Source organism: Nonomuraea sp. NPDC049269, assembly GCF_043197155.1.
Taxonomy (GTDB): Bacteria; Actinomycetota; Actinomycetes; order Streptosporangiales; family Streptosporangiaceae; genus Nonomuraea.
In genome coordinates this window covers 950,142-976,786 of the sequence record NZ_JBICSO010000001.1, presented here as the reverse complement: position 1 = coordinate 976,786, position 26,645 = coordinate 950,142, and the positions used below count along the sequence as shown (strand labels likewise).

Annotated in this window: 28 protein-coding genes; 15 read left to right on the top strand and 13 right to left on the bottom strand. The window is 70.3% G+C overall.

Features of this window, described 5'->3' with window-relative positions:
• Positions 1 to 33: 33 nt before the first annotated feature.
• A complete protein-coding gene (locus ACGFNP_RS04560; protein ID WP_393314756.1) occupies positions 34 to 651 on the top strand; it encodes a hypothetical protein in 618 nt (205 codons plus the stop codon).
• Here ACGFNP_RS04560 and ACGFNP_RS04555 read toward each other — a convergent pair.
• Complete coding sequence (locus ACGFNP_RS04555) at positions 648 to 1,193, bottom strand: GNAT family N-acetyltransferase (RefSeq protein ID WP_393314753.1); 546 nt, start codon at positions 1,191 to 1,193, stop codon at positions 648 to 650. The two genes, ACGFNP_RS04560 and ACGFNP_RS04555, sit on opposite strands and share 4 nt — an antisense overlap.
• Positions 1,194 to 1,315: 122 nt before the next feature.
• On the opposite strand from ACGFNP_RS04555, the gene ACGFNP_RS04550 reads away from it, so the two are divergent.
• From ACGFNP_RS04550 to ACGFNP_RS04530, 5 genes are all read left to right on the top strand, one after another.
• Positions 1,316 to 2,470, top strand: a complete 1,155-nt coding sequence (locus tag ACGFNP_RS04550; RefSeq protein WP_393314750.1) for a hypothetical protein — start codon at positions 1,316 to 1,318, stop codon at positions 2,468 to 2,470.
• Positions 2,471 to 2,570: 100 nt separating this feature from the next.
• On the top strand, positions 2,571 to 3,158 hold the full coding sequence (locus ACGFNP_RS04545; RefSeq protein WP_393314747.1) for a TetR/AcrR family transcriptional regulator: 588 nt from the start codon (positions 2,571 to 2,573) through the stop codon (positions 3,156 to 3,158).
• 101 nt (positions 3,159 to 3,259) lie between these two features.
• A complete protein-coding gene (locus ACGFNP_RS04540) occupies positions 3,260 to 3,745 on the top strand; it encodes a MarR family winged helix-turn-helix transcriptional regulator (protein ID WP_393314744.1) in 486 nt (161 codons plus the stop codon).
• Positions 3,746 to 4,251: 506 nt separating this feature from the next.
• Positions 4,252 to 4,917, top strand: coding sequence for a nitroreductase (locus ACGFNP_RS04535; protein WP_393314741.1), 666 nt, complete (start codon positions 4,252 to 4,254; stop codon positions 4,915 to 4,917).
• 17 nt (positions 4,918 to 4,934) lie between these two features.
• Positions 4,935 to 5,144, top strand: coding sequence for a hypothetical protein (locus ACGFNP_RS04530; RefSeq protein WP_393314738.1), 210 nt, complete (start codon positions 4,935 to 4,937; stop codon positions 5,142 to 5,144).
• 9 nt (positions 5,145 to 5,153) lie between these two features.
• Here the strand turns inward: ACGFNP_RS04530 and ACGFNP_RS04525 are convergent, their stop codons facing one another.
• Positions 5,154 to 5,363, bottom strand: a complete 210-nt coding sequence (locus tag ACGFNP_RS04525) for a hypothetical protein (protein ID WP_393314735.1) — start codon at positions 5,361 to 5,363, stop codon at positions 5,154 to 5,156.
• A gap of 19 nt (positions 5,364 to 5,382) precedes the next feature.
• Between ACGFNP_RS04525 and ACGFNP_RS04520 the strand changes: the two genes are divergently transcribed.
• Positions 5,383 to 5,946: an NADPH-dependent FMN reductase gene (locus tag ACGFNP_RS04520; protein ID WP_358329425.1), complete on the top strand. Its 564-nt coding sequence runs from the start codon at positions 5,383 to 5,385 to the stop codon at positions 5,944 to 5,946.
• A gap of 56 nt (positions 5,947 to 6,002) precedes the next feature.
• Positions 6,003 to 6,320 carry a hypothetical protein gene (locus ACGFNP_RS04515; protein WP_358329428.1) on the top strand — a complete coding sequence of 106 codons (318 nt, stop codon included), beginning with the start codon at positions 6,003 to 6,005 and terminating at the stop codon, positions 6,318 to 6,320.
• A gap of 269 nt (positions 6,321 to 6,589) precedes the next feature.
• Here the strand turns inward: ACGFNP_RS04515 and ACGFNP_RS04510 are convergent, their stop codons facing one another.
• Complete coding sequence (locus ACGFNP_RS04510) at positions 6,590 to 7,267, bottom strand: hypothetical protein (RefSeq protein WP_358329432.1); 678 nt, start codon at positions 7,265 to 7,267, stop codon at positions 6,590 to 6,592.
• A gap of 1,377 nt (positions 7,268 to 8,644) precedes the next feature.
• Here ACGFNP_RS04510 and ACGFNP_RS04505 point away from each other — a divergent pair.
• Positions 8,645 to 12,664 carry a hypothetical protein gene (locus ACGFNP_RS04505; RefSeq protein WP_393314730.1) on the top strand — a complete coding sequence of 1,340 codons (4,020 nt, stop codon included), beginning with the start codon at positions 8,645 to 8,647 and terminating at the stop codon, positions 12,662 to 12,664.
• Between the two features lie 4 nt (positions 12,665 to 12,668).
• Here the strand turns inward: ACGFNP_RS04505 and ACGFNP_RS04500 are convergent, their stop codons facing one another.
• Genes ACGFNP_RS04500 through ACGFNP_RS04490 form a run of 3 tightly spaced genes read right to left on the bottom strand, consistent with a single transcriptional unit; the run spans position 12,669 to position 15,934 of the window.
• Positions 12,669 to 13,820 (bottom strand): alpha/beta fold hydrolase, encoded by a 1,152-nt coding sequence (locus ACGFNP_RS04500; protein WP_393314727.1) that lies wholly within the window; start codon positions 13,818 to 13,820, stop codon positions 12,669 to 12,671.
• Between the two features lie 51 nt (positions 13,821 to 13,871).
• Positions 13,872 to 14,147: a hypothetical protein gene (locus ACGFNP_RS04495; protein ID WP_393314724.1), complete on the bottom strand. Its 276-nt coding sequence runs from the start codon at positions 14,145 to 14,147 to the stop codon at positions 13,872 to 13,874.
• Between the two features lie 29 nt (positions 14,148 to 14,176).
• Positions 14,177 to 15,934, bottom strand: coding sequence for a glycoside hydrolase family 75 protein (locus ACGFNP_RS04490; protein WP_393314721.1), 1,758 nt, complete (start codon positions 15,932 to 15,934; stop codon positions 14,177 to 14,179).
• A gap of 159 nt (positions 15,935 to 16,093) precedes the next feature.
• Between ACGFNP_RS04490 and ACGFNP_RS04485 the strand changes: the two genes are divergently transcribed.
• The gene (locus tag ACGFNP_RS04485; RefSeq protein ID WP_358329447.1) at positions 16,094 to 17,074 is read left to right on the top strand and encodes an acetylxylan esterase; all 981 of its coding nucleotides are present in this window, start codon (positions 16,094 to 16,096) and stop codon (positions 17,072 to 17,074) included.
• Between the two features lie 99 nt (positions 17,075 to 17,173).
• Here ACGFNP_RS04485 and ACGFNP_RS04480 read toward each other — a convergent pair whose 3' ends face one another.
• Positions 17,174 to 17,419, bottom strand: a complete 246-nt coding sequence (locus tag ACGFNP_RS04480; RefSeq protein ID WP_358329450.1) for a Fe-S cluster assembly protein HesB — start codon at positions 17,417 to 17,419, stop codon at positions 17,174 to 17,176.
• A gap of 165 nt (positions 17,420 to 17,584) precedes the next feature.
• Here ACGFNP_RS04480 and fxlM point away from each other — a divergent pair, with 165 nt between their 5' ends.
• The 3 genes from fxlM to ACGFNP_RS04465 are packed head-to-tail and all read left to right on the top strand — an operon-like array spanning position 17,585 to position 19,836.
• Positions 17,585 to 18,739, top strand: a complete 1,155-nt coding sequence (gene fxlM / locus ACGFNP_RS04475; RefSeq protein ID WP_393314718.1) for a methyltransferase, FxLD system — start codon at positions 17,585 to 17,587, stop codon at positions 18,737 to 18,739.
• A gap of 27 nt (positions 18,740 to 18,766) precedes the next feature.
• The gene (locus ACGFNP_RS04470) at positions 18,767 to 19,363 is read left to right on the top strand and encodes a TetR/AcrR family transcriptional regulator (protein ID WP_358329456.1); all 597 of its coding nucleotides are present in this window, start codon (positions 18,767 to 18,769) and stop codon (positions 19,361 to 19,363) included.
• 2 nt (positions 19,364 to 19,365) lie between these two features.
• Complete coding sequence (locus tag ACGFNP_RS04465; protein ID WP_358329459.1) at positions 19,366 to 19,836, top strand: DUF6653 family protein; 471 nt, start codon at positions 19,366 to 19,368, stop codon at positions 19,834 to 19,836.
• 23 nt (positions 19,837 to 19,859) lie between these two features.
• Here the strand turns inward: ACGFNP_RS04465 and ACGFNP_RS04460 are convergent, their stop codons facing one another.
• Genes ACGFNP_RS04460 through kduI form a run of 3 tightly spaced genes read right to left on the bottom strand, consistent with a single transcriptional unit; the run spans position 19,860 to position 22,183 of the window.
• Positions 19,860 to 20,627, bottom strand: coding sequence for an IclR family transcriptional regulator (locus ACGFNP_RS04460; RefSeq protein ID WP_358329462.1), 768 nt, complete (start codon positions 20,625 to 20,627; stop codon positions 19,860 to 19,862).
• A gap of 14 nt (positions 20,628 to 20,641) precedes the next feature.
• Positions 20,642 to 21,358, bottom strand: coding sequence for an SDR family oxidoreductase (locus tag ACGFNP_RS04455; RefSeq protein ID WP_393314713.1), 717 nt, complete (start codon positions 21,356 to 21,358; stop codon positions 20,642 to 20,644).
• Positions 21,359 to 21,376: 18 nt separating this feature from the next.
• A complete protein-coding gene (kduI, locus tag ACGFNP_RS04450) occupies positions 21,377 to 22,183 on the bottom strand; it encodes a 5-dehydro-4-deoxy-D-glucuronate isomerase (RefSeq protein WP_393314710.1) in 807 nt (268 codons plus the stop codon).
• Positions 22,184 to 22,271: 88 nt separating this feature from the next.
• Here kduI and ACGFNP_RS04445 point away from each other — a divergent pair, with 88 nt between their 5' ends.
• Entirely contained in the window at positions 22,272 to 23,918 is a 1,647-nt protein-coding gene (locus ACGFNP_RS04445; RefSeq protein WP_393314707.1) for an L-lactate permease, read from the top strand.
• A gap of 51 nt (positions 23,919 to 23,969) precedes the next feature.
• On the opposite strand, the gene ACGFNP_RS04440 is transcribed toward ACGFNP_RS04445, so the two are convergent.
• Positions 23,970 to 24,599: a copper resistance CopC family protein gene (locus tag ACGFNP_RS04440; RefSeq protein WP_358329474.1), complete on the bottom strand. Its 630-nt coding sequence runs from the start codon at positions 24,597 to 24,599 to the stop codon at positions 23,970 to 23,972.
• Entirely contained in the window at positions 24,563 to 25,156 is a 594-nt protein-coding gene (locus ACGFNP_RS04435; RefSeq protein WP_358329477.1) for an MFS transporter, read from the bottom strand. The genes ACGFNP_RS04440 and ACGFNP_RS04435 overlap by 37 nt, the downstream gene beginning before the upstream one ends.
• 85 nt (positions 25,157 to 25,241) lie before the next feature.
• Here ACGFNP_RS04435 and ACGFNP_RS04430 point away from each other — a divergent pair, with 85 nt between their 5' ends.
• Positions 25,242 to 25,460, top strand: a complete 219-nt coding sequence (locus ACGFNP_RS04430; RefSeq protein ID WP_358329480.1) for a hypothetical protein — start codon at positions 25,242 to 25,244, stop codon at positions 25,458 to 25,460.
• A 68-nt stretch (positions 25,461 to 25,528) separates the two neighbouring features.
• On the opposite strand, the gene ACGFNP_RS04425 is transcribed toward ACGFNP_RS04430, so the two are convergent.
• Positions 25,529 to 26,482 (bottom strand): PQQ-dependent sugar dehydrogenase, encoded by a 954-nt coding sequence (locus ACGFNP_RS04425; RefSeq protein ID WP_393314703.1) that lies wholly within the window; start codon positions 26,480 to 26,482, stop codon positions 25,529 to 25,531.
• Between the last annotated feature and the right edge of the window lie 163 nt (positions 26,483 to 26,645).

Genomic DNA, 26,645 nt, shown 5'->3' with positions numbered 1-26,645 from the left:
AGGCGGGCGAGGGTGGCGCGGGATCGTGGTGTCATGACCCCCACCAACAACCTCGCCCGGGCCTCCTTCACGGCCGGGCCCGCCGCGTTCCTCGGCGGCTGGCTCCTCATGCGTCCCATCGACGGCGACCTCGTGCCCGGTCCGTGGTGGACGGCCGCGCACGCCGTGTGGCTGCTGGGATTCCTGCTGTTCGGCGTCATGGTGCTGGAGCTGCGGCGGATGGCGGCGCCCGCGACCGGCCGGCAGAAGGCGGCGGTGTGGACGGCGACCGGGGTGGCGCTGTTCAGTGTCCTGGCGAACGTGGTCCAGCTCGTCATCGACCTGGTGGCCGGGTTCACCTCGGCGGACGGGGCGGCGATGCGGGCGATGTTCGACCAGGTGCGGGGTTATCCGGGGGTGGACCTGGTCGTGTACTCGGTGGGGGCCCAGCTGTTCTTCGTGGCGCTCCTGGTGCTGGCCGGGATCATGGCGGTGCTGCGGCGGGCCACCTCGCTCAGCGCCGTGGTGCTCGCGGCCGGGGTCGTGGTGATGGCCGTGGCGATGTTCGGGGTCGGCCGCGACTCGGCGCTGGTCGCGGTGGGGATGGCGGTGCTGTGGCTGGGCGCGCTGCTGCTCGGCCGGGGCCCCGGCGCGCCCGCGCTCAGCGCCTAGCGCTTCGCCTGGGTCGCCCAATCCGGCCTGAGCAGCTCGTACTCCACCTCGCCCTGGTCGGAGCCGTCGATGACGTCCGGCCAGTCCGCGAAGAACGTGCGGACGAAGCGCAGCCCGCACTTCTCCATCACCCGCCGGGAGCCGCGGTTCACCGACATCGTCTGGGCGAAGACCCGGCGGGCGCCCAGCTCGCCGAACGCCTTGTCGATGAGGGCCAGCGAGCCCTCCGTGGCGTACCCCTTGCCCCAGGACGACTTGCGCAGCCGGTAGCCCAGCTCGGGCTCGTCCTCGGCGCCGCCCTTGGGCGCCCGCAGGTGGAACCAGCCCAGGAACTCGCCCGTCTCCCGCTCGATGGCCGCGAAGAAGCCGCCGCGGATGAAGGCGGGCAGGGTCTCGCCGACGATCACCTCGCGCGGGGTGGCCTTGCCGCCGTTGAGGTAGCGCATCACGTCGGGGTCGTTGTGCAGCTCGACGAGGTCGTCGGCGTCGGCCTCGGTGAAGCGGCGCAGGGTCAGGCGGCCGGTCTCCAGGTAGCTGTGCACGCGCCCACGCTAGCCAGCGGGCCTGTCGCTCCTCGACACCTTTTCCCGTCCGGACGCAACTTCCCGAACCGATAGCGTGTGATCACACTTGCGGGACGGTTGCTACGCGATGGGATGATCACATGGCTCGTGACGGATTCGCCTTCGGGAAGGGCGGCTTCGCGAACGCCCAGATGAGCCTGGAGTCGGCGGCGGAAGGTCTGGGCACGAGCTATTACGCGGGACACCGGGTCTCGCTCGACATGTTCGCCCTTGGCGCGGCCTGCGAGTGGCCTGCCCGGCAGGAGTACATGAACACCTGGGAAGACCTCAAGCAGGAGTTCCGCTACGGCGACAAAGAGGCCACGACCCTGGCCGGCCTGCTGAAGAAGACCGAGGACGGCTACAACACGGCTGAGAGTGAGAGCGCCCGCACGGTGCTCGCCGCCGTGGCCAAATCCCAGGAGGCGAAGCCCGCCGAGGTTCCCGAACCCTACATGGACCATGATCCCTATAGTCTGGATACGCCCTTTCCGTGGTCGTTCGCCGGCGGCGCGGGCGTCGCGTCGACGGGCTTGGTCGCCCGGTTCGGCGTGGCATGGGAGAAGGAGGAGGCACTGCTCCGTGCGGCCAATGACCAGGCCTGGGTACGGAACACCTACCGGTCCCCTTCGCTTCGTGCGGAGGCCTTGTCGAAGCTCGCCGAGCGGAGCCAGGCCACGCTGAGGAACCTGACGTACGCCAAAGCGTTCTGCTATACGGCGGCAGCCGCCGGACTCGCCTGGGCCTCCATGATCGTCCCTTCGGACGAGGACATCGACCGCGCGATCGCGGGCTGGGACAGCCTCGCCTACTACTGCGGACAGATCTTCGGACACGACACCCGGGCCGTCCGGGAGGCCATCGCCGCGTCCTGGGACGGGCTCGCCAAGGACTCCGCCGACCTGAGGCTGGTCGAGTTCATCGCCGCGGGCAACCATGTGACCGAGAGGACGCGCCGCCTGTCCGCCGCGCTGTCCGATACGGTTCGGGACCTCGACCGGATCCACCTCATCGCGCTGGCGTTCTCCGCCGTCAGCCTGGCCGCCATCGCGGGCGCCGGAATCGCGGCCCGGGTCAACCCCGCCCTGCGCCCCGTCACCGAGTTCCTCGGCACCCGGCTGGCCATGGTGATCCTGTCCTGCGCGCAGTTCGCGCCGGCGGCGGCCGCGGGAGCGCTCGCCTGGTACCGGATGGCCGACGCCAGCCGGCCGACCACCATCGGGGGCCGCGAGATCACCGGGTTCAGACGTCCCTGAGCCGTGCTCTCGAGAAACTGGCCACCGCGCTGCGACACCAGCCGGCGATCCCGCCACTCCTCGTGTGATTGTGTGGTTTGAGGCGGCGCAGGAGGTGGGATTGAGGCGGCGGACGCAGGCCGAGCGGACCAGGGTGACGACCGGCGAGCTGATCGAGACCGCGCTGCGGCTGTTCGGCAGGGACGGCTACGCGGCGACCTCGATCGACGACATCGCGCGCGAGAGCGGCATGACCAAGGGCGCGGTCTACCACCACTTCGCCGGAAAGGCCGACGTGTTCAGGGCCGTGTTCGTCCGGCAGGAGGAGCGGCTGGCCGAGCTGATCGCCGCCGCCTCCACCGGGACCGACGATCCCCGGGAGGCGGTCCGGCTGGGCGCGCTGGCCTTCCTGCGGGCCTGCGCCGGGCCCGAGGTGCGGCGGATCGTCCTGCTCGACGGGCCCGCCGTCCTGGGCTGGGACGGGGTACGGGAGATCGAGTACGAGCACACGCTCAAGCTGCTGCGCACCGGCCTGGAGGTGGCGGCCGACCAGGGCGGCATCGCGCCCGGCGACGTGACGGTCCGCGCGCACCTGATCTTCGGAGCGCTGTGCGAGGGCGGGATGCTCATCGCCCGCGCCGACGACCGGGCCGCTGTGCTCGCCGCTGTCCTCGCCCAGGCCGAACGCCTTCTCGACGCGCTCATCTAAGCGTGCGGGGCCGTTGACGGCTCGCCGGGCCGGTGGCGTGCCAGCTGAGTAATCTCAAATGATACCGTATTGAATGAAATGATAGCTGGTAGCATAGGTTCATGAGCGCTGACGTTCCGCACGCGACCACCGTCTCGCGTGCGACCGACCGCCCCGGGGATGCCTCGCCTTTCGCCCTCGGCTTGCTGCTTCGGCAGGCGCACTGGCGCGCGGCCACGGTGATGGCAGACGCGCTTCGACCGCTCGGCATTGAGTTGCGGCATTTTGCCGTGCTGATCGTGCTGGTCGACCGCGGGCCCACGATGCAGCGGGACTTGGCGGCGGCGACGGGGTCGGACAAGGCGGGAATCATGCGGGTCGTGGACGACCTGGAGCGCAAGGGGCTCGCCGTGCGCAAGCCCGTTCCGGGGGACCGGCGGGCGCGGGCGGTGGAGATCACGCCCCAGGGCGTCGAGCTTTTCGATGCGGCCCACGTGGCGGCGGAGCCGCTGGCTGAGCGGCTGGTTGCCGGACTGGAGCCCGGCGGGCCCGAGCAGCTGAGAGATCTGTTGACCCGGTTTGCTTATCCCGCAGGCGGCGAGGCGTAAGCGCGCCCACGAGATAGCCGGCGCAGTACGGTCTGCCGGGGCCACGTGTCCCCTGTAGTTGGGCGTGGCGAGGATGCCGCCGAAATGGGCGACCGAGTTGTACGGCGGTTCCCCTGCCCGGCGTGGCGCGAGGCGGTCGAGGTGAGGTCGCTGTAGACCTTGTCGGCGGCAGGTTCTGGCGCCAGAGGCAGTCGGACGTGGTATCCCTGAACGCCTTGAGCCGGGCCGCGACATTGCCGAAGGCGAGGGTTCCTGGACGTGCCATAGGCGGACCTCGGCCTCGGCCCTTGCGGCGGCGCGTACCGCGTCGGCCGGCGTGAAGTTGTTCCTGTAGCGCGCTAGTGGACGACGGCGATGTTCGTGGTCGGTTCCTTCACGAGTCAGCTTCCTCGCGATGCGCGGGGCTTACATCTCTTGTCATATAGTATTGAATGATACAGTCACGAATGATACCGTCGTGAACGTAGCGAAGTTAGACACGTTGAGCAGGTGGGGAGCTAGCGACCTTGGACGTCTATGAGGCGGTAACGAGCCGACGGGCGGTGCGCGGATACACCGACCGGCCTGTCCCGAGGGAGGTGCTGGAGCGCGTGCTGTCCGCCGCGGCTTGGTCGCCGTCCGGCTCGAACCTCCAGCCATGGCGCGCCTACGTGGTGACCGGTCAGCCGCTGGCCGAGCTCAAGAAGCGCGCCGGGGAACGCCTGGCCGCAGGCGACCCCTGGGACGAGCGGGAGTACGAGACGTACCCGCTCGCACTGAAGTCCCCGTACCGCGAGCGCCGATTCGCCTTCGGTCAGGAGCGCTACGGCGCACTCGGCATTTCGCGTGACGACTTGGAGTCGCGCCAGCGGGCCGCTTCGGCGAACTGGGACTGTTTCGGCGCGCCCGCCGCCCTGTTCTGCTACATCGACCGCGACCTGGGCCTGCCTCAATGGTCCGACCTCGGCATGTACCTGCAGACGGTCATGCTGCTGCTCCGCGCCGAAGGGTTGCACAGTTGCCCGCAGATGGCGTGGTCGATGTATCGCAAGACCGTCGCGGAGGCCCTGTCGCCCTCGGACGAGCTCATCCTCTTCTGTGGCATGTCCATCGGGTTCGAAGACACCACGGTGAGTTACGTCCGTACGGGCCGGGCGCCGCTCGGGGAGACGGTCACCTTCGTCGAGGGTTAGCCCACAGGGGAAAGATCTTGAACGCCGAACAAATCATCACCGCAACCGCCGAAGGCGGCGGAACTCTCCTGGCCGGACGTTTACCGCGCATCGGCTACAGCGCCATCGCCACCGATGCCACCGACGAGGCGCTGAATGCCGGCATGGTCGTCAACGTCGCACGGCCAGACGCATTGCGTCGCGGCCAAGGCCGACGTCGTCGGGTTCGCCCGTTCGCCAGCCCGTGAACCGGGCGGCTACAACATCACCGCCAAAGTGATCACTTCGGCCTCGCCATTACCGAACAGGCGCGCAAGACGTTCCCCGCGGCGCTGCCGGAAGCGCAGCGCGACACCCGCGCCCTGCGACGCGACCGGAAGCCCTCTCGGCACGGTCGTCTTTATCGACTCTTCCAACGCCGGCTTCATCACCGGCCAGACCGTCAATGGTGACGGCGGCAAGTTCACACCTCGAAAGGAAAACGCAATGACTTACACCGTTGGTTACATCGTCGGGAGCCTGTCCCTGAAGTCGATCAACAGGAAGCTCGCGCTGGCTTTGACCCGTCTCGCGCCGCCGGAACTCCACCTCACGGAGATCCCCATCGGCGAACTGCCCTTGTACAGCCACGACCACGACTCGGACTACCCCGCCGTGGCCCAGGAGTTCAAGGATGCGATCAAAGCCTCCGACGCCCTCCTGTTCATCACCCCGGAGTACAACCGGTCCATCCCGGGCGCGCTGAAGAACGCCATCGACTGGGCGACCCGGCCCTATGGAGCCAACGTGCTGAACGGCAAGCCGGCCGCGATCATCGGCACCTCACCCGGCCCGATCTCCACCGCGGTCGCACAGCAGCACCTCAAGACCATCCTGTCCTTCACCAACTCCCCGGTGCTGGGTCAGCCCGAGGCCTACATCCAGTTCACCAAGGGACTGATCGACGACGAGGGAGCCATCCAGGTGCCGTCGACCGCCGAATTTCTGACCGGCTACATGCGGGCCTTTACAGCGCACATCCGGCGCCACCACCACACCTCGGACCTGTAGCCCCACTCTGAGAGTGAGGCGTCATCGTCGCCGCCGGCGTCGGTCGGCTGGCCTACGTGCACACTCTGACTCTGGCCGGCGTGTCGGGCTCGCACTTCCTCAGCCTGGGCGGGTCGCTGGTCATGGCCCGCCGCTGGGAGTCGCTCATGCCTGGCGGAGCGGCCACCCACCCGCCGGAGCGAGAGGTCCGCCTGCCACGACCAGCATGGCCCCCTCGTCAGGTCTACGAGGAGGGCTACCCGAGGGGCGACGCAGGACCGGCCAGAGCCGATCTGATCGCCGATCAGGAAGCCCCAGTCGCCGGTCAGAATGCGAGGTCGGCCCGCAATGGCCCGGCTCAACGCCCGGGACTTGCCAGCGCCGTCCAGCGGTGATCCTCGCACGGCGGCGCTGATCCGCTTCTCGGTGACTCCAACATGCGCGATCCCAGCGTGCTGTACCTCAGGGCTGCAGATGATGAACAAGCCGTCCTTGCTCGGCATCGCGCGTCTGCCATGTGTCCTCCCTTGGTTCGGTTTCCACGATGCGGAGCGCCGGGGCTCCCCCGCAGGCGGACTTGTAACGGCCTCCGCCAGCGCTCCGCCGAAGGGCCGGCCACCACAAGAAGCTCCCGATCACAAGTACAACGGCGGCCCCCCGCTCTTCAGGAGGAAAGGAAGTCCAAGTGGAATCCGGCAAGAAAAAGCAGCACTGCGGCCCAGCGAGCGGGGTGCGCCGGCCGAGCCCGATCCAAGAGGAATGCCAAGGTGAAACTTACCGGGAGTAAGACGCCGTAGACGGTAACTACCCACATAATCGCCATCGCGAGAACGAGTGGGACAGACACGACCGCGACGGGTGTCAGCGCAACACCGGCAAATAGCGCAGGGATCAGCTTGTCCGGCAAGGAGTCGACCTCAACGTCGTCGAAGAGGTATAGAGCTGCCCAAACAGTGATACCTGCGCATATAACGACAAGGGCGATCCAGAGATGAGACGTCCAAAGAAATCGCCAAATCTCGGACCGGGTATACTGGGTCAGTGGCCATGTCGCGATCAGCAAGGAAGCTAGGATTACCAACACGAATTGGTTGGCAGTGATATTCAGTGGCTTTTTTGCCTGCTCCTTAAGAAAATCGACTCGCGGGATTTTATTCATCCGCCGCCCGAATGCGCGCAGCGGCTCAGGCCCGATCAGATCGAGGACGACGGTAAGGCCCGCAAGGAACTGGAGCGCCTTCCCCAAGCGACCCCAGATATAGAGAGGCTGGCCCCACAGCGTGGCACCGGTGAGTTGCTGACCGTCCAGCCAGCGCGTCCATAACTCCCAGAGCTCACCCATGGGGGCATCTTGCTGGCCCCGTGTGCCGCTGTCCAGAGATCACCCGTCCAGCCAGGGCCTGCCAGGTGTCGGGCTCGGCCTCCATCTCGACTGGTCGTGTTCTCCGCGCGGCCACACCAGGCTCGTGAGCGATCCGCTCGTAGGAGTTGCTGTTGGCGCGCAGCTGGCGAGCCCGGTCCACATCCCACGACAGCCGATTCCCCTGAAGAGTTCAAGCCCTTCCCGCTCGGCCATCCGCGCCACCGCCGAGAGAGCCACTGTCACCGGTGGGGCGATCTCCGCCTGGTTCGCCTTCTGCTCGATCGCGGCCCGAATCGGCCGCATCCGCGATCCGGCGCATGGTCTCGTCACACACCGCGAACTGGGCGACGATGTCAGCCATCGGCATGTTGCCGGCCTAGGCATCGGCCACCTCGTCCTGCGACATCTGCGGGAGTGGGCCCACCGACCGCGCGCACGGCAACGCGACAGGGCGCGACGGAGGAGCACCTGCATACAGAAATCGCCCCGCCCCCAGGACAGAGACAAGGCGACATGATGACGATCAGGCGGTGTGGTGTGTGGTTGTCGCGGAATCTCCAGGTTCTGGAGTATGGACCGGATGGGTCCGCGCAATGTGCGTGAGCCCGGACTGACGGGGTGACCGGCTTCGTGGCGAGCCGCCGATGCTGATCATGGATGGCACAGCGTCACGCGAGCGGCGCGAAAATGGGCAGGCTCGCGCCCGTCGTCGGGGCTTATGTCCTTTTTGGGGGCAACACCTCGCATCGGTGGGGAAAGTCCCCGCTGCTCTTGAGAGCCCCACCAGGTCAGCCATGTGATCAGTGAGCCCTCAAGCGTCCTGTGACGCCGTTTTCGGACAACACCCCATCGCCCATCGTTTTGAGCGCAGTTCGCCGGAATGGGAGGTGCGATTTTCGGCGATAGGTGCGCGGGGAGGTCTGGAACAGACGCTTCAGTCCTTTGAGCCTGGCGGATGCCGCTGTCAGCGGATCGTCCGGCCCAGTCCGCTGAACGGACTTGCTCCCTCATCGAACCAGACCTCGCCCTCGGAGCATTGCGCGTGGCTGCCCGTGGCGTCGTTCGTCCGGTGGTACGAGGCCGACGCTGCGGAGGCTGTTCGGCACCGAGCACGACAGGTGCCGCGCGGCCGTGCCGGGCTGGTGGCCCCGCCGGCGCTCCTATGTGGCGGAGAAGCCCTGACCTGAACCAGAACATCCGTCCGGTCATTTCCCGAGGTTGGGGCCCCATGTTGGGTCTAATTTGACGGTAAGTGATGAAGTGTGGTCGGGTTGTGACCTATGTTTCTGATGGGGTAAATCGCACCGCTTCGGGGGTAAGTGTTCCGTGCGGTATCCATGGCACGCCCTCATGCGCGTGCTCGTTTCCGCTTCCATGACCAGCGCGGCCCTGGTGGCCGTGCCCGTCGCCGCGCAGGCGGCCGCGCCGTCGTACGAGCAGCTGTCGTACGAGCGGCCGTCGGAAAGACAGGCGGCCGGTAGACAGGCGGCCAGACCCAAGATCCGCCCGGTGCCCGCCGTGCGGCAGCCGGCGCCCGCCGCCGTGAACGTGCCGCTGGAGCCGTCGCTGGCCCGCAGGGACGCGGGCGCCGAAAGCGTCGGCCCGCAGGCGCCGGAGGTGACGACGCCCGCCGGGCCCACGCTGGTCAACGAGATCACCGCGGAGGCGGCCAAGCGCGTCGGCGCGAAGCGGCCCGACCCGAAGCAGGTGCTGCCCGATACCGGCCAGGCGGCCACGCTGGCGGTGAAGAATCCGGTCGCGGGGCTGTTCGACAAGCTCGCCGCCCAGAAGGTCGCGTCGTCGCTGTCCTACCGGCTCTGCGTGGAGAGTGCGGCGGTACCGGTCTCCTGCTCGGTCTCCCGGCCCGTGGGGGTGCCCGCCGCCGCCGACATCACCGGCGACGGCATGCCCGACCTGGCCGCCGACCTGGTGCCCACGGCCAGTCCCAAGGACTCGGCCGTCGGGCTGGGCTTCGCGGTCAGGCGGCTGCCCGGCGCCGAGACGAACCTCAAGGCGCAGGTCTGGGCGGAGTATGACGGCCGCGTGTCGGTCGGCTTCGACGGGCTGCACCGGGGCGCGTCGCTGTCCGGCTTCGACTGGGGCACCTTCACCGTTGACCTCACGGGCAAGCGGGTGAAGGCGAGCGTCGAGCGTACCGACCCCGGCGCGTCGGCCGCGATCGTGGCCGGGCTGACCGGCCGCAGTGTGGTGAGCCTGCGCCAGACGCCGGCCACCGAGAAGCTCTCGGTCGACGTGAACCTTGACTCGACCACCCTGGACGTCACCAGCTCGGCCTCCGCCAAGCTCGACGCGCTGGCCGTCAGCGGCAGCCGCTTCACCCAGACGGTGCTGGACAAGATGCCGGCCAGGGCCAAGATCGCGCTGACCCGGGGCGAGGACGGAGCCCGGATCCGCTTCAGCAGCCCGAGCTCGATCCGCCACGCCGAGCTGCACAGCTACGTCTACAGCGACGGCGCTCTCGCCAGGGCGGCGAGCGTCGAGGCCCGCGACGTCCCGCCGTCCATGACCGCCGCGTACACCGCCGCGAACGGCAAGCAGATCCTCACGGTCGACTCGGGCCGCCCGCGGGCCGGTTCGGCCAAGCTGCTCTACTTCGACCGGGCCGCCGCCAAGACCGTGCTGCGGGCCGAGCTCAGCGGCCTGCCCGCCAAGGTCCGCCTGGTGAACGACCTGGCCGAGCACCGCGTGACGCACACCTCCAGCTCGAAGATCGGCCGGTTCGCGGTCGTGCTGCAGCGCGATGAAGGCGCCATCTCCAGCCCGCGCGGCGGCCACGTCACGATGATCAAGAACGGGGACGCCGTCGGCGTGTCCGGGCTGCTGACGGGCCTGTCCGGCTTCGACGTCACCTACGGCGCGGTGCCTCGCGCCCGCCTGGAGGTCGGCTCCAGCGGCCGGTCCTTCCTCGGCGCGGCCAGTATCGACGGCACCCGCCTGGCCAGGCTGGAGATCTCCAACACGCCCGCCAAGGTCGACGTGACGCTCGACCCGGCCGCGCGGAAGGCGGTCTACCAGGCCAGCGGCGTGATCGACAAGGTCAGGGCCGCCTACACCGACACCAAGTCGGGGCCCACGATCGACGGCACCATCCAGGGCGTGCACGACGACGTCAAGGCCGCCTGGGAGCTGGGGGAGCGCTCGACGGTCGACATCACCTCCTCCTCCACGCTGGGCCAGGTGCAGATCTACGCGAACAAGGCCTACGTCACCAAGCCCCAGGGCGAGGACGTCCAGGCCGCGGTGTCCGGCGTGCGCAAGCACGTCGAACTGGTGGCCGACACCGCCGCCAAGACACTGACCTGGACCTCGGACGGCCCGGTGCGCTCGGTCTCCGCGCTGGCCCGCGCGAACGCGCAGGGCCGCTACATCACCGCCGCCGCCGAGGTGACCGGCGTGCCCGCCCGCTTCGACGCCTCCTGGAACGGCGGCGCCTACCGCTTCCGCGGCCTGTCGGGCCCGGTCGGCTCGGCGGCCGTGGCGTTCACCAACCACGACGGCGCCAAGGCGCCCGCCGGGCCGCACCTGGCCGCCCACTACGACCAGGCCACCGGCGACCTCGACGCGAGCGTGCGGGTCAAGGGCCTGTCGGCGGTCGAGTTCAGCCCGGGGGAGCAGGGCTTCACCGCCGACTTCAAGGCGGCTCGGCAGACGCTCGCCCTCGACACCGACGTCACCCAGGGCGACCTGCGCTTCGGGCTGCTGGGCAGGCTCGGACCGCTGCCCGGCCGCCTGGCGGTCTCGGCGGCCGGCGGCGCGCTGACGTACTCGGGGTCCCGGCTCGACGTGACGGCCCGTGCCTGGCTCGGCAAGGCGGGCGCGCTCAAGAACATGGCCGCCGTGCCGGCCGTGCCCGGCGGCATCTCGCTGGTGGACGGCGGCTGCGTCGCCGGATCTCCCGGCTGCCAGCCGGGCGCCTTCTGCACGGACCGCGGCTGCTTCGGCGTCCAGGGCTACCTCGACGTGCAAGGACTGCCGGACCAGGTCACGGTCGACCTGGCCAAGAAGTCGTTCACGTTCGCCGGATTCGCGCCCAAGCGCCGCTCGCTGGGGGTCTACCTGGCCAGTACGATCCTGGCACCGGTGCCGATCAAGGCGCGGGCCACGCTCACCGGGCTGCCTTCCAAGATCACCAGCATGTCCGTCGGCCCGTTCGACGTGACACAGGGCAACGCCGTGCAGGCGAACTACCGGATCGAGCCGGCCGCCACGCTCGGCTCGCTGGACCTGCTGGCCGAAGCGGGCAACCTACGCGGTCATGTGGCCATCGACCCGGTGCCGGCCGCCGTCGCCGTGCAGGGCAGCTATGGCGCGCAGACCCGCATCCGGGTGACGAACTCCGCGGCCGTCAAGCGCCTCAGCGCGAAGGTCACCGTGGACGGGGCGGGCACCGGCGAGCTGCGCTTCGGCGACGTGCCCGCCAGGTTCGGCGTGGACGCGGACGCGTCCGGCGCGAACCTGCGGATGCCCGCCGTCACCTACAAGGCGCTGGGCGGCGTCAACACGCTCGACGGCCACCTCGGCGTGGAAGGCGGGCTGATCGACCCGCAGGGGAAGCTGGGCGATGTGTCGCTCGCCGTCACCGACCTGGCCGCCGACACCACCGTGCGGCTCAACCCCGACCAGTCGCTCGACCTGGTGTCCAAGCCGGTGCCGACGGGGCGGATCCAGGTGCACGCCGGGCTCGCCATCGACCCGGTCGCGCCACAGCGCATCGCGGTCAGCAAGGAGATCCCGTACACCACGGGCTTCCTGTCCTACCAGGTCGGCGGCGCCTTCGGGCTCGGCAAGAGCACCATCAAGGACGTGTCGCTGGACGTCCGCCGCATGGCGTGGCTGCGCGTCAGGCCGGGCAAGATCCCGTTCGGCATGAAGGCGCCGCCCGCGCTGGGCTATGTCGCCCCCGGCTTCGAGGGCGACTACGGGCGTCTCGCCCTCGCCGCGAGCGGGGTGAACCTGCGCCCCGACGTCAACCTGAACGTCAAGCTGAGCAGGAAGCTCGGCAACGACATCTTCAGTGACGCGGTCCGCATCGGCCCGGCCACCTCGCTCGCCATGCGCCGCTATGACCAGCGGATGCGCCGGATCGGCGCCAAGCAGGCGATCAGCGCGGCCGGCGTGCAGCTGGCCTGCCTGACCGTCGACGCGAAGCCGGGCTACGCCGCCAAGGGCACGAACTCGATCACGCTGCGCGGCGCGGACGGCCCGCAGATGGTCTCGCTGCTCGACCCCGGCGGGCAGGTGCCCGACTACGCGGTGGACCTGCTGACGCACTTCATGTCGCCGTTCCCCGGCGCCGACTGGAAGGTGGCGGGGGCCAAGGCCGGACACTGCGCCACGGGCAGTCCCAAAGCCTGAGTCGTCAGCGGGGGCCCAGGTAGCCGGGTGGCGGGCCGGCGCCGTCGTACGTACGCACCGGGCGGCCGGCCAGGAAGGCGCGCAGGGTGCTCAGGTAGGGCTTGCCCCGGTACGAGCCGTCCGCCAGGTAGGCGATGCCTGCCTGGGGGAGGGCGGCGTGGTAACCGTCCACAGCCGACCACTCCTGCCGGTCACGGGCCCCTTTGACGATCAGGGCCGGTACCGCCGAGTCGGCCAGGCCCTGCCGCAGGCCGGTGGGGGCGGTGCGCTGGGCCAGCCGGGCGTAGCCGCCGGCGTGGTCGTGCTCGAGTTCGCGGTCTCCGGCGAAGGCGTGGGCGGCCGGGGGACTCGATCTCAGGAGCGTGTAGACCGCGAGCAGACGGGGTGAGAGAACGTCCGGGCCGGTGAAGAAGGAGGCGGCCTGCGGGCGGTCGAGGGCGGCGGGGGCGGCGAAGACGGCCTTGGCGACCTGGTCGGGATGCTCCGCCAGGTAGGCCGCGGCCAGCCGGGCGCCGTAGTCCTGGCCGATGAGGATCAGCCGTTGGGCGCCGATCTCCTGCCGTACCGCCTCCAGGTCGGCCACGTCGCGGGGCAGGCTGTACCCGCGCGGGTCCGCCAGCCGCTCGGACCGGCCCGCGCCGAGCTGGTCGTAGACGTAGACGGTGTAGCCGTCGGCGGTGAGCCCGGCGAGGAACTTCGAGTCGCCCGCCAGGTCGGGCAGTCCGGGCCCGCCGTGCAGGAACACCACCGGCTCCGGCCGCGTGACCCGCTTGGGCGCCAGCCGTACGTAGGCCAGCTGGGAGCCCGTCGCCAGCCGCCACTCCCGCTGACCGGCCACCGGTTCCAGCGGCGCGGGGCCGCCCGGCGGCGCGTGCAGGGTGGCGGCCGCGACCTGCCAGACCACGGCGGCCTCCACCGACAGGATGACCAGGGCCCGCAGCCAGCGCCCCCAGACCGGGCGCGGTCTCGGCACGCACAGCAGCAGGCCGAGGAAGAACACCGACGCGAACACCGCGAGCCCCGTCACGGTGAAGACGTCCGGCCCGGCGCCGAGCATCGCCATGCCGGCCAGCGCCGCCAGGCCCGGGATCGGGGAGAGCGCCAGGATCACGAGCCCTGTCAGCAGCCGGCCGGCTCGTCTGGCAAAAGTACGCACAGGCCGAAACTAGCTGAAACCACCCGCGCGGGAGGGTGAATCGAGAAGCCGTCAGGGGAGCGAGCGCCCCAGCCGGAGCCGGAGGTGGCCGTCGCGGCGCGCCATCTCCCGCACCGTCCACACCCGCTCCTGTACGACGTCGCCCCGGGTGGTCACGTATCCGCCCACCCGGAGCATGGGACGTCCGGTGTCGTCGGTGACGAGCTGCACCCGCGACTCCGAGTCGTCGGCGAAGATCAGCAGGAAGTCGGCCGGATCGGCCGGGGTGTCGAGGATGAGGCCGGGACGGAGGTGGGGGTCCGGGATCCGGATCACGTGGTCGTTCACCCGGACGCCCCTACCCCGGCCGGGCGGTTTCAGTTGTTGTTGAGGAACTGCTGTGCGAGCGTCCTGCCCAGGTTCACGGCCTGGGTGTGGTTCTCGATCGTCGACACCTTGGTGCCCGACCCGGTGAACACGATGTAGGTGACGCCGGAGTCGGTGCCGCCGTTGCTCGGGTCCGGGTTGATGCCCAGGTCGGCGGCCGTACGGTACGACGCCTCACCGATGATGCCCGTCGGCCCGGTATCACCCATGACGGCGTACTCCACTTGGCCGTTGTAGACGATCGCCACCACCGTCCCGCAGCCGATTCCCTTGGTCCGGTAGTCCCAGGTGCTGCTGGGGCTGGGCACCACCATGTAGGCGAGCTGCGCCGCGTTGAGCGGGCCGTCGGAGGTGGTCTGGCAGAACGTCTCGTTCTGGAAGCAGCAGTCGGTGTCCTCGTTGCACTGCGTCGTGCGGACGCCGTCGCAGTCGATGTCCATGTCCCCCTTCCAGAACACCGCGCCGGTCTTCTCGCACACCGCCACCGTCGCCGTACTGACGTCGGAGTCGGTCTTGTACTTGCCGTTGGAGATCTGACTGCACGCCGTGACCTTGGCCAGCAGCTGGTCGGCGGTGGGCCCGGTGGTGCCGCCGGTGGCGGTGCCGGTGACCGTGGCGCTGTGGCCGGACTCGTTGCCGGCCGCGTCCACGGCGGTGACCGTGTAGCTGTGCGTGGAGCCGGAGGTCAGGCCGTTGATCGTGGCGCTGGCCGTCGGCGAGGTGGCCACCACGGTGGTGCCCTCGTAGACCTTGTAGCCGGTCACGCCGACGTTGTCCGAGGAGTCGTTCCAGGCCAGCGAGATGCTGCTGGCCGAGGTGCCGGTCACGCGGGGACTGGCGGGCACGCTCGGCGCCTGGCCGTCCGGGCCGCCGGAGCCGCTGACGGACAGCCGGTCCACGTTCGGGCCGCCGTTGGCGGAGGTGCCGGTCGCGCGGATCGTGTTGACTCCGGCGTTCAGGGTGACCGTGACCTGGCCGTCGGCCCAGGTGTCCCAGTTGGTGGTACTGGCGAAGTTCACGCCGGCGGCGGCCACGGAGCCGTTGACGGCGATGTCCATCGGCCGCGTCACCGTGGTGCCGTTGGCGTAGCGGAAGGTCAGGGTGTGGGTGCCGGCGTCGGCGACGCTGACGCTCCACTCGATGTACCCGCCGACGGCGTTGACGTAGTCGACGAAGCCGGTGCCGGTGTAGCCGGTGTGGTTGGTCGCCACGCTGGCCTCCGACAGGGTGGCCGCCTCCGCCTGGTACTCGGTGGCGGGGGCGTCGGCGACCGTGGCCTCCAGGTAGTCGAGGTTCGGGTTGCCGCCGGCGTTCGTCGAGGTGACGCGGATCTTGTTGTCACCCGCGTTCAGCGTCGCGGTCAGCGTGGAGGTGGCCCAGGTGTTCCAGTTGGCGGTGGTGCCGAAGGAGCGGCCGGCCGAGACGACGGTGCCGTTCACCGAGACGTCCGCGGTGCGGGCCGAGGTGGTGCCGTTGGAGTAGCGGATGGCCAGCGTCGCGGTGCCCGCCGAGGGTGCGTTGACCGTCCACTCGGTGTACGGGCCTACGACGTTGTCGCCGTTGACGAAGCCGGTGCCGGAGAAGCCGGTGTGGTTGGCCTCGACCACGCCCTGGCTGACGGTGGCGTTCTCGGCCTCGTAGCGGACCGTGGCCGCCCGCGCGGGCAGCGCGGTCAGGCCGGCGGCGAGGAGGGTGAGGAGGGGAAGCAGGATCAGCGGGCGTAAGCGAGCCCGGGCTGGAGAGTGCACGGCTGGCCCTTCTGCCGAATTCGTTAGGAAGGCTTCCTAACAACTGGAGATGGGACCACTCCGTCAAAGCACAGTCAACCCCGTAGAGGGGCCCAAATAGCGCGAACGCCTATCAATGCGATGAAATAGCACCACCCTTCTACAAGGCTGGAGACCTACGTGGCCCTGTTCGACCTGCCGCTTGAGCAGCTCCGTTCCTATCTCCCCGACCGTGACGAGCCCGCCGACTTCGACGAGTTCTGGACGCGCACACTGGCGGAGGCGCGCGAGTTCGACCCGGCGGCCGAGTTCACTCGCTACGACCTGCCGCTCGCCTCGGTCGACGTGTACGACGTCTCCTTCGCGGGCTGGGGCGGTCATCGGATCAATGGCTGGTTCCTGGTGCCGCGTGGCGCGGAGGGGCCGGTGCCGTGCGTGATGCACTACATCGGCTACAGCGGCGGCCGCGGTTTCCCGAAGGATCACCTGGGCTGGCCCGCCGTGGGCTACGCGGTGTTCGTGATGGAGACCCGGGGCCACGGCGGCGCCAACCCGGGCAGCCCCGGCGTCACCGGCGACCCGTACGGCGGCGACAACGCCCAGGCCCCCGGCATGATGACCCGCGGCATCCTCGACCCCGACCAGTACTACTACCGGCGGGTCTTCACCGACGCGGTCCGGGCGGTCGACGTGGCCGCCGCGCACCCGGCCGTGGACGCCTCGCGGATCGTCGCCTCGGGCGGCAGCCAGGGTGGCGGCATCGCCCAGGCGGCGGCCGCGCTGCACCCGTCGATCAAGGCGGCGCTGATCGACGTGCCGTTCCTGACGCACTTCCGCCGGGCCGTGGAGATCACCGACAAGGACCCGTACCAGGAGATCGTCCGCTTCCTGTCCACCCGGCGGGAGAGCGCCGAGCAGGTGTTCCGGACGCTGTCGTACTTCGACGGCGTGAACTTCGCCGCCCGCGGACAGGTGCCCGCGCTCTACTCGGTGGCGCTGATGGATCAGGTCTGCCCGCCCTCCACGGTCTTCGCGGCCTACAACCACTGGCGCGGGCCCAAGGAGATCAGCGTCTGGCCGTGGAACGGGCACGAGGGCGGCGGCGGCTTCCAGGGCGAGGAGCAGATCCACTACCTGCACAAGCTGCTCGCCGACGGCTGACAGACCGCTGGTCCGGTACGTCCGATACATCCGGTCATACCGGACCAGCGGTGGTCCGTTCAGGTCGGCCTGGCCGGCCGCCAGGCCGATAGGGCCCGTCTAGGCGGGCTGGTCGGTCACCAGGAAGGACACGGAGCCCTGATCGTCCGCTCCCGCGTCCAGAGACTTGTCCTCCAGGACGGTGGCGGCCACCGGGTCGAGGTACACACGCGCACCCTCGGCCTCGACGACCTCGTCGGCCGGCTCCGGCGCGTTGGCCAGAGACAGGGTCAGCGAACTCGCGCCCTCGCCCTGCGACGAGATGCGGATGCCGCTCTGGGCAGGCTCAGGAGCAGACGCGGTCAAGTCACGAATCGCCTGAGCTGCGTTAGTTGTCAGGGTGAGCACTACGGCTCCTCCTCACGATCGACGTACATGAACTCCCCGCCCTTCCCTCATCGAGCGGGTCAAACCCTCTGACCTGAAATCTTTGCCGGCATTTCTGCGGTGGTCGCGGGGATCATGTCGGATATGGAGTTCGACGAGCACCGCGAGGCCATGGTCGCCCAGCTGCTGGAGCGCGGGGAGGTGAGCGATCGGGTGGCGGAGGGCTTCCGCCTGGTCCCGCGCCATCTCTTCCTGCCGGAGTTCGACCCGGCGGCGGCCTACCGGGACGAGCCCATCGTCACCAAACGCGACGAGGAGGGCCGGCCGATCAGCTCCTCCTCGCAGCCCGCGATCATGGGCATCATGCTCGACCAGCTCGACGTCCGGCCCGGCGATCGGGTGCTGGAGATCGGCGCGGGCACCGGCTACAACGCCGCCCTGCTCGCGTACCTGGCCGGGCCGGAGGGCCGCGTGGTCAGCGTCGACATCGACGCCGACGTGGTCGCGGCGGCCCGGCGGCATCTCGACGCCGCCGGATGTCCCGAGGTGGTCGTCGCGTGCGCCGACGGCGCGGCCGGCTTCCCGGACGCGGCGCCGTACGACCGGGTGATCGCCACCGTCGGCGTGTGGGACCTGTCCCCGGCCTGGCTGGCGCAGCTGGCGCCGGGCGGCCGGCTCGTGGTGCCGCTCGACCTGCGCGGCGTGCAGGTGTCGGTGGCCATGGAGTACGCGGGCGACCACTGGTCCAGCCGGTCGGTGGAGCCGTGCGGCTTCATGCGCATGCGCGGCCCCTCCGCCGGGCCCGAGGTCATGCTCATGCTGGACGGCGAGGCCGACCTGATGCTCACGCTGCCGGAGCCGCGCGAGGTGGGCGACGTCCTGGCGATGCTGGACGGCCCCGCCGCCGAGCTGGCCGCCGGTGTGCCGCCGCTGCCGCGGATGTCGCTGATGGGCGGCGGGATCGGCCTGTGGCTGGCGATGCACGAGCCCCGCTGGTGCGCGTTGACCGGGCGGCTGCCGTGGGCCCCGGTGGCCACCCAGGGGTACGGCATGACGGTGGGCCTCACCGGCCCGGACGGCCTGGCCGTCCTGGCGGCCGGGCAGGAGCTGCTCGCCCGCGGATACGGGCCGGACGGGGCCGGGCTGGCGGCGGAGCTGGCCGCGCACGTCCAGGCGTGGGACGCGGCGGGCCGCCCGGAGGCCGGCGACCTGCGCATAGACGCCTACCCCGGCCCCGCGCCGGACGGCATGGTCGTCATCGCCAAGCGGCACACCCGCCTGGTGTTAAGCTATGACTGAATATCCGAACCAGTCATAGGGATTCACATGGCCGTGGCGTTCACGGCGGACGACCGGGCGCGCATCACCGCGTGCCTGCTCGACACCGCCGAAGAGCTCTTCGCCGCCCAAGGGTTGAAGAAGACCTCGCTCGACGAGCTGGTCGCCCCCTCGGGCATCGCGAAAGGCAGCTTCTACGCGTTCTTCGAGTCGAAGGAGGAGCTCTACAAGGAGGTCATGGTCCGCCGGGCGCCGCTGATGGGCAAGCTGCTCCTCGCCGCGCTCGACCAGCCGCCCAGTGTGGCGGCGCTGGCCGGCCTCATGCGGGGCATGGTCGAGGCGCTCACCACTGACCCGTTCTACCGGCGGCTGCTCACCCGCCCCGACGAGCTGGCGGCGGTGGCCCGCAGGGTCGGCCCCGAGGAGCTCGCCCGGGTCACCCCGCACCTGGTGACGCCGCTGATCGACTACCTCGCCCAGGGGCAGAGCGACGGCGTCATCGTCGCGGACGTCCCGCCGGAGGTGCTGATGGGTGTGCTGCGCACCGCGGGCCTGCTGGTGGTCAACCGCGACAGGTACGGACCCGACTTCGAGCAGGTGCTCGACGCCACCATCGACACGCTGGCAAGGGGGCTCATCGTATGAGCGTGCTGAAGAGATACGCGCGGGCCGTGGGGATGACCGACGAGGCGTGGAAGCGGCACGCCAACCCGTGGAGCGTCTGGACCAGGTTCGCCGCGATCCCGCTGATGATGCTGGCCATCTGGAGCCGGACGTGGATCGGCTGGTGGTCGCTGGTGCCGGTGGCGCTGGTCGTCGTCTGGCTGATCGTCAACCCGCACGCCTTCCCGGCGGTCGAGCGTCCGTCGAGCTGGGCGGCCAAGGGCATCTATGGCGAGAAGATGTGGCTGCGGGACCGGTCGCTGGTGTCCGGCGACCACCGCAAGGTGCAGCGCCTGCTCATCGGCGTGGGCTCGGCCGGGTTCGCGCTGCTGGCCTGGGGGCTGGTCGCGCTGGAGGTGTGGCCCGCTGTGTTCGGCGCGACGCTGATCGTCCTCGGCCAGCTCTGGCGCATCGACCGCCTCGGCCAGCTGTACGAGCAGCACCGGGCCGCTTAGAGGCCGGTTGTACGGGCAGCCGCTCAGGCGGTAGGCAGCTCCATCGGCGCGCCCAGGGTGCGGGAGACCTCGTGGGCGGTGCCCGCGACCAGTGGTCCCAGCTCCTGCGCGTCGTCGACCGACAGCTCGTGGGTCAGCGTCGAGATGCTCACCCCGGCCACCACGTGCCCGGTGTGGTCGAACACGGCCGCGCCGACGCAGCGGATGCCCGCCTCGTTCTCCTCGTCGTCGATCGCGAAGCCGCACTCCCGCACCCGCGCCAGGTGGCGGCGGAGCGCGGCCAGGGTGGTGATCGTGGCGGGCGTGCGCCTGGTCAGCCCGGTGCGGGTGGTGATGCCCGCCACCTCGTCGTCGGACATGGCCGCGAGCATCGCCTTGCCGATCGCGCTGGTGTGCAGCCACAGCGACATGCCGACACGCGAGGGCATCTGGTAGGGCTTGCGCCCCTCCAGCTTGGCGGCGTAGACGGCCTCGTCGCCGTTGAGCACGGCCAGGTGCACGGTGTAGCCGGTCTGGTCGTGCAGGCGCTGCAGCACCGGCGACGCCTGGCGTACCGGATCGAAGCGGGCCAGCATCCGGCCGGCCAGCGTGAGGATCTTGGGGCCCGGCAGGTAGCCGCCGGTGCCGTCGGGCCGGGCGAAGCCGTGCTCGGCCAGCGACTGCAGGATGCGGTGGGTCGTCGACTTGGGCAGGCCCGTCGCCGTCGCGATCTTGGTCACGCTCTCGTGCTCGGCGAGGGCCTCCAGCACCCAGAGCGCCTTGTCGATGGCGGTGCTCGGCCGGTTGTCCACCCGATCAAGCATACTCAGCGGGCCAGCCAGCCGCCGTCCACGACCAGTATGTGGCCCGTGACGTAGTCGGAGGCGCGCGAGGCGAGGAAGACGGCCGCGCCCGCCAGGTCCGCGGGCTCGCCCCAGCGCCCGGCCGGGATCCGCGACCTGATCTCCTGCTCGCGCCGCGCGTCCTCCCGCAGGGCCGTGGTGTTGTCGGTGGCGATGTAGCCGGGGGCGATGGCGTTGATCTGCGCGCCGCGCGGCGCCCACTCGTTGGACAGCGCCTTGGTCAGCCCGGCCACCGCGTGCTTGGCCGCCGCGTAGGACGCCACGTTGATGCCGCCCTGGAACGACAGCAGCGACGCGATCGAGATCACCTTCGTGGCGCCGTGCTCCAGCAGCGCCTGGCTGAGCACGTACACGGCGTCGAGGTTGACGGCCAGCACCCGGCGCCAGTCGTCCAGGCTGGTCGAGCCCCGGCTGATCGTGCCCGCGTTGTTGACCAGGATGTCCACCTCGCGCCGGGCCAGGACCGGCTCCAGCGCGGGTCTGATCGCGGCCGGGTCGCTCAGATCGAGGACGAGCTTGCGCACGTCGCTCCCGAGCGGCTTCACCTGGCGCTCGGTCTCGTCGAGGTCGTCGCGGTGGCCGTGCAGGATCAGGTCGGCCCCGGCCCGCGCGAGGCCGACCGCGATCGCCTGGCCGATCCCCGACCGCGCCCCGGTGACCAGCGCCGTCCGGCCGGTCAAAGAGAACGGCTCCATCCGTCACCGCATCTCGGTGATCGCGACCTGGTCCATGTCGTCGAACGCCTGGTTCTCCCCGGCCATCGCCCACACGAACGCGTAGCTGCGGGTGCCGAACCCGCAGTGCACCGACCAGCTCGGCGAGATCACCGCCTGCTCGTTGGCCACGATCAGGTTGCGGGTCTCGTCGGGGCGGCCCATCAGATGCACGACGCGCTCGTCGCGCGGCAGATCGAAGTACAGGTAGACCTCGGTACGGCGGTCGTGGGTGTGGCACGGCATGGTGTTCCACATGCTGCCCGGCTCCAGCACCGTCACGCCCATGACGAGCTGGCAGCTGCGGATGCCGTCGAGGTGGATGTACTTGTAGATGGTCCGGTCGTTCGAGCCGCCGGCGCTGCCCAGCCGTACCGGATCCACGTCCTTCAGCCGCGCGTGCGTGGTCGGGAACGTCTCGTGCGCGGGGGCGGAGACCAGGTAGAACGTGCCGCGCTCGAACGTCACCTCGCGCGCGCCCTTGCCGACGTACAGGCAGTCCTTGGGGTCCAGCTCGTACGGCACGCCGTCGACCTCCACGGTGCCCGTCTCCCCGATGTTGATCACGCCCAGCTCGCGGCGCTCCAGGAAGTGCTCCGAGCGCAGCGGGTCGAACGCCGTCAGCCGCGCCTTCCCGCTCGGCCGCACCCCGGCGACGACCATCCGGTCCTGATGCGTGTAGACACCGTCCACCTCCGGCCCGAACAGGCCCTCGACGAGGTAGCGGGCGCGGAGCTCCGCGGTGCCGAAGTGGTGGATCTGATCGGGTGCGGTGGCATGCCGTATTTCCATCTCTTCCCTCCGGTTGATCCGCGTCCTACGATCCTAGACACGGAACACTGTTCTATCCAATGGAACGCCTAACCCTCGGAGGCGCGCGGTGTACCAGCAGAACTTCAACCCCACCGGCTCCTTATGGCTGTCCGCCCTCCTTGCCGCCCTGCCCCTGCTCGCGGTGCTGGTGCTGCTGGGCGTCTTCAAGTGGAAAGCCCACTGGGCGGGCATCTCCGGCCTGGTCGTCGGCTTCCTGATCGCGGTCCTGCCGTTCGCGTACGGCATGCCGATCGGCCAGGCACTCGACTCCGCCGTGTACGGCGCGGCCAGGGCGGTGCTACTGATCCTGTGGATCACCTTCAACGCCATCTGGATCTACAAGATGACCGAGCGCAGCGGCCACTTCGCCGTACTGCGCCGGGCCTTCCAGGGCATCAGCGACGACAAGCGGATCACCGCGATCGTCATCGCGTTCTCCTTCGGCGCGCTCATCGAGGCCCTGGCCGGCGGCGGCTCGCCGATCGCCATCTGCGCGGTCATGCTCATCGCGCTCGGCTTCGAGCCGATGCGCGCCGCGGTCGTCGCGCTCATCGCCAACACCGCGCCCGTCGCCTTCGGCGGCATGGGCAACCCGATCACGATCCTGGGCAGCGTCACCGAACTGCCGCCCGAGCCGTTCGGCGCGATGGCGGGCCGCCAGACCGCGTTCATCGCGCTGCTCGTGCCGTTCATCCTGGTCTTCGTCGCCGACGGGCGGCGCGGCCTGCGCCAGGCGTGGCCCGCCGCGCTCGTCGCCGGGGTCAGCTTCGGCGCCACGCAGATCCTGATGTCGCAGGTCAACTATCTGCTCACGGACATCGCGGCGGCCCTGGTCTCGGCGATCGTGCTGGTCGCTTTCGGCAAGATCTGGAAGCCGGCCGAGACGGTCGGGTTCACGCCGAGCCCCACGCCGATCGCGGGCGGGTCCGTGGACGACCCCGCGTTCGTCCGCGTCCACGGCCGCCCCGGCGGCGACACCACCGGCGACAAGCTCACGGCCTTCGCCCCGTACGCGATCATCATCGCGCTGTTCTCCATCGCGCAGATCCCCGCGATCAAGACCTTCCTCGCCGGCTTCACCGTCAAGCCCACTTGGCCCGGGCTCGACCTGGTGAACCCGGCGGGCAAGGCGGTGCCCGTGGTCTACGAACTGCCTTGGGCGGCGCACCCCGGGACGCTGCTGTTCGTCTCCGGGCTGCTCACGCTCCTGGTGCTGCGGATCAGTCCGGCCTCGGCCCTGGCGACCTACGGGGCGACGATCCGGCAGTTCGGCTGGGCCATCGTCACCATCCTGTCGGTCTTCGCCCTGGCCTTCGTGATGCAGTTCTCGGGGCAGATCCAGACGCTCGGCCTGTTCCTGGCGGGCGCGGGCGCGTTCTTCGCGTTCCTGTCACCGGTCGTCGGCTGGTTCGGCGTCGCGATCACCGGTACGGACGCCGGCGCCAACGCCCTGTTCGCCAAGCTCCAGACCACCGCGGCGGGCCAGCTGAACATCCCGCCGGAGCTGTTCGGCGCGGCCAACAGCTCGGGCGGGGTGATGGGCAAGATGATCTCGCCGCAGAACCTGGCCATCGGCACGGCCGCGGTCGGCCTGGTGGGGGAGGAGGGCAACCTGTTCCGCCGGGTGATCGGCTGGAGCGCGGTGTTGCTGCTCATCCTGTGCGTGCTGGTGTTCCTGCAGTCGACGCCGGTGCTGGGGTGGCTGGTGCCCTGATGCCGGGCGGCCGATCCGCCCGGCCTGCCTGGCCTGGCCCGGTTCGACCGGTCAGGTACGTCCGACCGGGCCGTCCGGCTGCCCGGCCGGTTCGGCTGGTGCGTCCGGTTGCCCGGCGGGCTCGCCGGGGCCGCTCGTCCGTCTGGACAGCAGCCAGATCACCAGGCCGAGCACGACCAGCGCGGCGAGTCCGGCCCAGAGCCAGCCGGGGATGCCGCCCCCGCCCTGCGCCGCAGCGGCAGGTCGGGTGGTCTGCGCCGAGGCGGCGGGTGCGGTCGTGGCAGCCGCCGCCGCGGGCGCGGTCGTGCCGGACGAGGTCCCCTTCACGGTGAAGGGGATCTCGCCCTCGATCGGGTGGCCGTCGGACGAGACCACCCGCCAGGCGATGACGTACGAGCCGCCCGCCAGCGGGCCGGGCACGGCGGTCCGCACCTTGGGCCCGTCGGCCTGCGGCTCGCCGAGCTTGATCAGCTGGCCGGCGGCGGTGCGCAGCACCACCAGCGGGAAGCGGACGCGAGAGGAGTACTCCAGCTCGATCGTCTCGACGCTGGACACGGTGGCGCCCTTGGCGGGCGAACTGCTCTTGAGACTGTCGTGGGCGAGCGCGGCGGGCGCGGTAGCGGCCAGGAACAGCCCGCACCCGATCACCGCCACAAGGGTTCTGCGAAGAAGAAAGGACAAGGTGAACTCCATGACGAGGGAAGCTTTGTTGGCGATGCGGTGTCTCCCCTCGTGGGAGGTCCTCTCCGTGGCTCCGCGGTCGCGATCCGGCCCGTGACCGACGGCCTGAGCGGCGCCCGCCGAGCCGGCGCCGGCCGTGGCGGAGCCGGGTCGATCGCGGGAATCGCGCGGAACGGCCGCGGCAGGGCGAGCCGGGGCCGCCCCGACAGGCGCAGCATGAGCCAGAACGCGCTCTCACCCCGATGCAGCCACCAGCCCGTCAGCACGGCGATCGTCAGGTGGACCAGCGCCATGCCCACGGCGAAATGCACGTGCCCGGTGCCGGGCGCGGTCAGCTCGAACAGCTTGTGCAGCGATACCTGCGCCCCCACCGTGGCGCCCAGCACCACCGCGGGGCCACGCTCGCGCCCGCTCAGAACGTACGCCAGCACGAGCGCGCCCAGCCCGCCCACCACCATGACGCCGGGCGCGACCGCCGCGCCACCCGCGAAGGCATGCCCGGCCGCCGACACGGCGGCACACACCACCGCGAAGACGATGGCTCGGGCGAGGCGCATACGCCCATCCTTTCAGCGTTCGGACACGCACAACCTACTTGTCAGACATATGTACGGCCTGAGGGACTGTATTTACTGTTAAGGCATGTGCGATCTGAGTCAGCAGGAAAGTCGGGACCTCGGCGACACCCTGAGCAAGATCAACAGCCTGGCGGGGCAGGTGGAGGCACACCGATCGAGCATCGAGCAGACCGCGTACATGGACCACGAGAACCTCGCCGCCCTCCTGTCCGACCTGGAGCGGCAGGTGGGCTCCGCCCGGGCCTGGGTGGTGGCCAAGCCTCAGGAGCACGCCGGGCACTGACGTCCGCGCGAATCGCCCGCAGGGCGCCGTCAGCCACCAGGCACGTGAGCCGAGCCCACCGCCATGCCTCAGGGCGTGCCGGTGGGCGGAATGCGGATGATGCGGTCGTCCTGGGCCACCGGGGAGCCGCGCCCGTCGCGGTTGCTCGTCGTCACCCACAGCCAGCCGTCCGGCCCCACCGCGACCGCGCGCAGCCGCCCGTAGGCTCCCCGCAGCTCGGCGACCGGGGTCCCGGCCCCGCCGCTACTCGTCAGGGGGACGGTCCACAGCCGGGTCCCGCCCAAGGCGGCGGCGAACAGCGTGCCGTTGGCGTACGCGAGCCCGCTCGGTGACGCCTCGGCCGTCGACCAGGTGACGATCGGGTCGCGGAAGGACGGGTTGCCGCAGACGCCCTCGCAGGTGGGCCAGCCGTAGTTGCCGCCCGCGACGATCCGGTTGACCTCGTCCCGGGTGTTCTGACCGAACTCGGAGGCGTACATCCTGCCCTGCGCGTCCCAGGCCAGGCCCTGCACGTTGCGGTGGCCGTAGCTGTAAACCCGGGAGCCGGCGAAGGGATTGTCCGGCGGGACGCCGCCGCTCGGCGTCATGCGCAGGATCTTGCCCGCCGGGGTGTTCAGGTTCTGTGCGTTGGCGGTGTTGCCGGCGTCCCCGGTGGACACGTACAGCTGGCCGTCGGGGCCGAAGGCGATGCGGCCACCGTTGTGGTTGGCGGCCCGCGGCACGCCGGAGAAGAGGACGTTCTGGATCTGCGGCGCGTTCAGCCGGAACCGGACCAGCCGGTTGTCGTTGCTCGTCGAGAAGTAGGCGTAGACCCACTGGTCCTGGGCGTACGTCGGCGACACGGCGATGCCGAGCAGCCCGCCCTCGCCGGAGGCGGCCACCCCGTTGACGGTGGCCACCCGAACCGGGGACTGACCGGGGCGTACCTGGAGAATCCTGGCGGTGCCGCGCTCGGAGACCAGCGCGCTGCCGTCGGGCAGGAAGGCCAGCCCCCACGGCACCTGCAGGCCGGTGGTGGACACCTGCGCCCGGGAGTAGTCGAAGCCGCCGATCGCCTGCGCGGCGGTGGGGGGGGGGGGGGGGGGGGGCCCCCCCGCGGCCGCCGCGGGGGGGGGGGGGGGGGGGGTAGGCGCCCCCCACCCGGGGGGGGGGTGGGCGTAGGGGGCCCCGCAGGTCGAAAAACCC

Coding starts and splice junctions, on each gene's coding strand:
- ACGFNP_RS04560 (WP_393314756.1), top strand. CDS start 34: ATGACCCCCACCAACAACCTCGCCCGGGCCTCCTTCACGGCCGGGCCC.
- ACGFNP_RS04550 (WP_393314750.1), top strand. CDS start 1,316: ATGGCTCGTGACGGATTCGCCTTCGGGAAGGGCGGCTTCGCGAACGCC.
- ACGFNP_RS04540 (WP_393314744.1), top strand. CDS start 3,260: ATGAGCGCTGACGTTCCGCACGCGACCACCGTCTCGCGTGCGACCGAC.
- ACGFNP_RS04520 (WP_358329425.1), top strand. CDS start 5,383: ATGACTTACACCGTTGGTTACATCGTCGGGAGCCTGTCCCTGAAGTCG.
- ACGFNP_RS04510 (WP_358329432.1), bottom strand. CDS start 7,267: ATGGGTGAGCTCTGGGAGTTATGGACGCGCTGGCTGGACGGTCAGCAA.
- fxlM (WP_393314718.1), top strand. CDS start 17,585: ATGGAGTTCGACGAGCACCGCGAGGCCATGGTCGCCCAGCTGCTGGAG.
- ACGFNP_RS04470 (WP_358329456.1), top strand. CDS start 18,767: ATGGCCGTGGCGTTCACGGCGGACGACCGGGCGCGCATCACCGCGTGC.
- kduI (WP_393314710.1), bottom strand. CDS start 22,183: ATGGAAATACGGCATGCCACCGCACCCGATCAGATCCACCACTTCGGC.
- ACGFNP_RS04435 (WP_358329477.1), bottom strand. CDS start 25,156: ATGCGCCTCGCCCGAGCCATCGTCTTCGCGGTGGTGTGTGCCGCCGTG.
- ACGFNP_RS04430 (WP_358329480.1), top strand. CDS start 25,242: ATGTGCGATCTGAGTCAGCAGGAAAGTCGGGACCTCGGCGACACCCTG.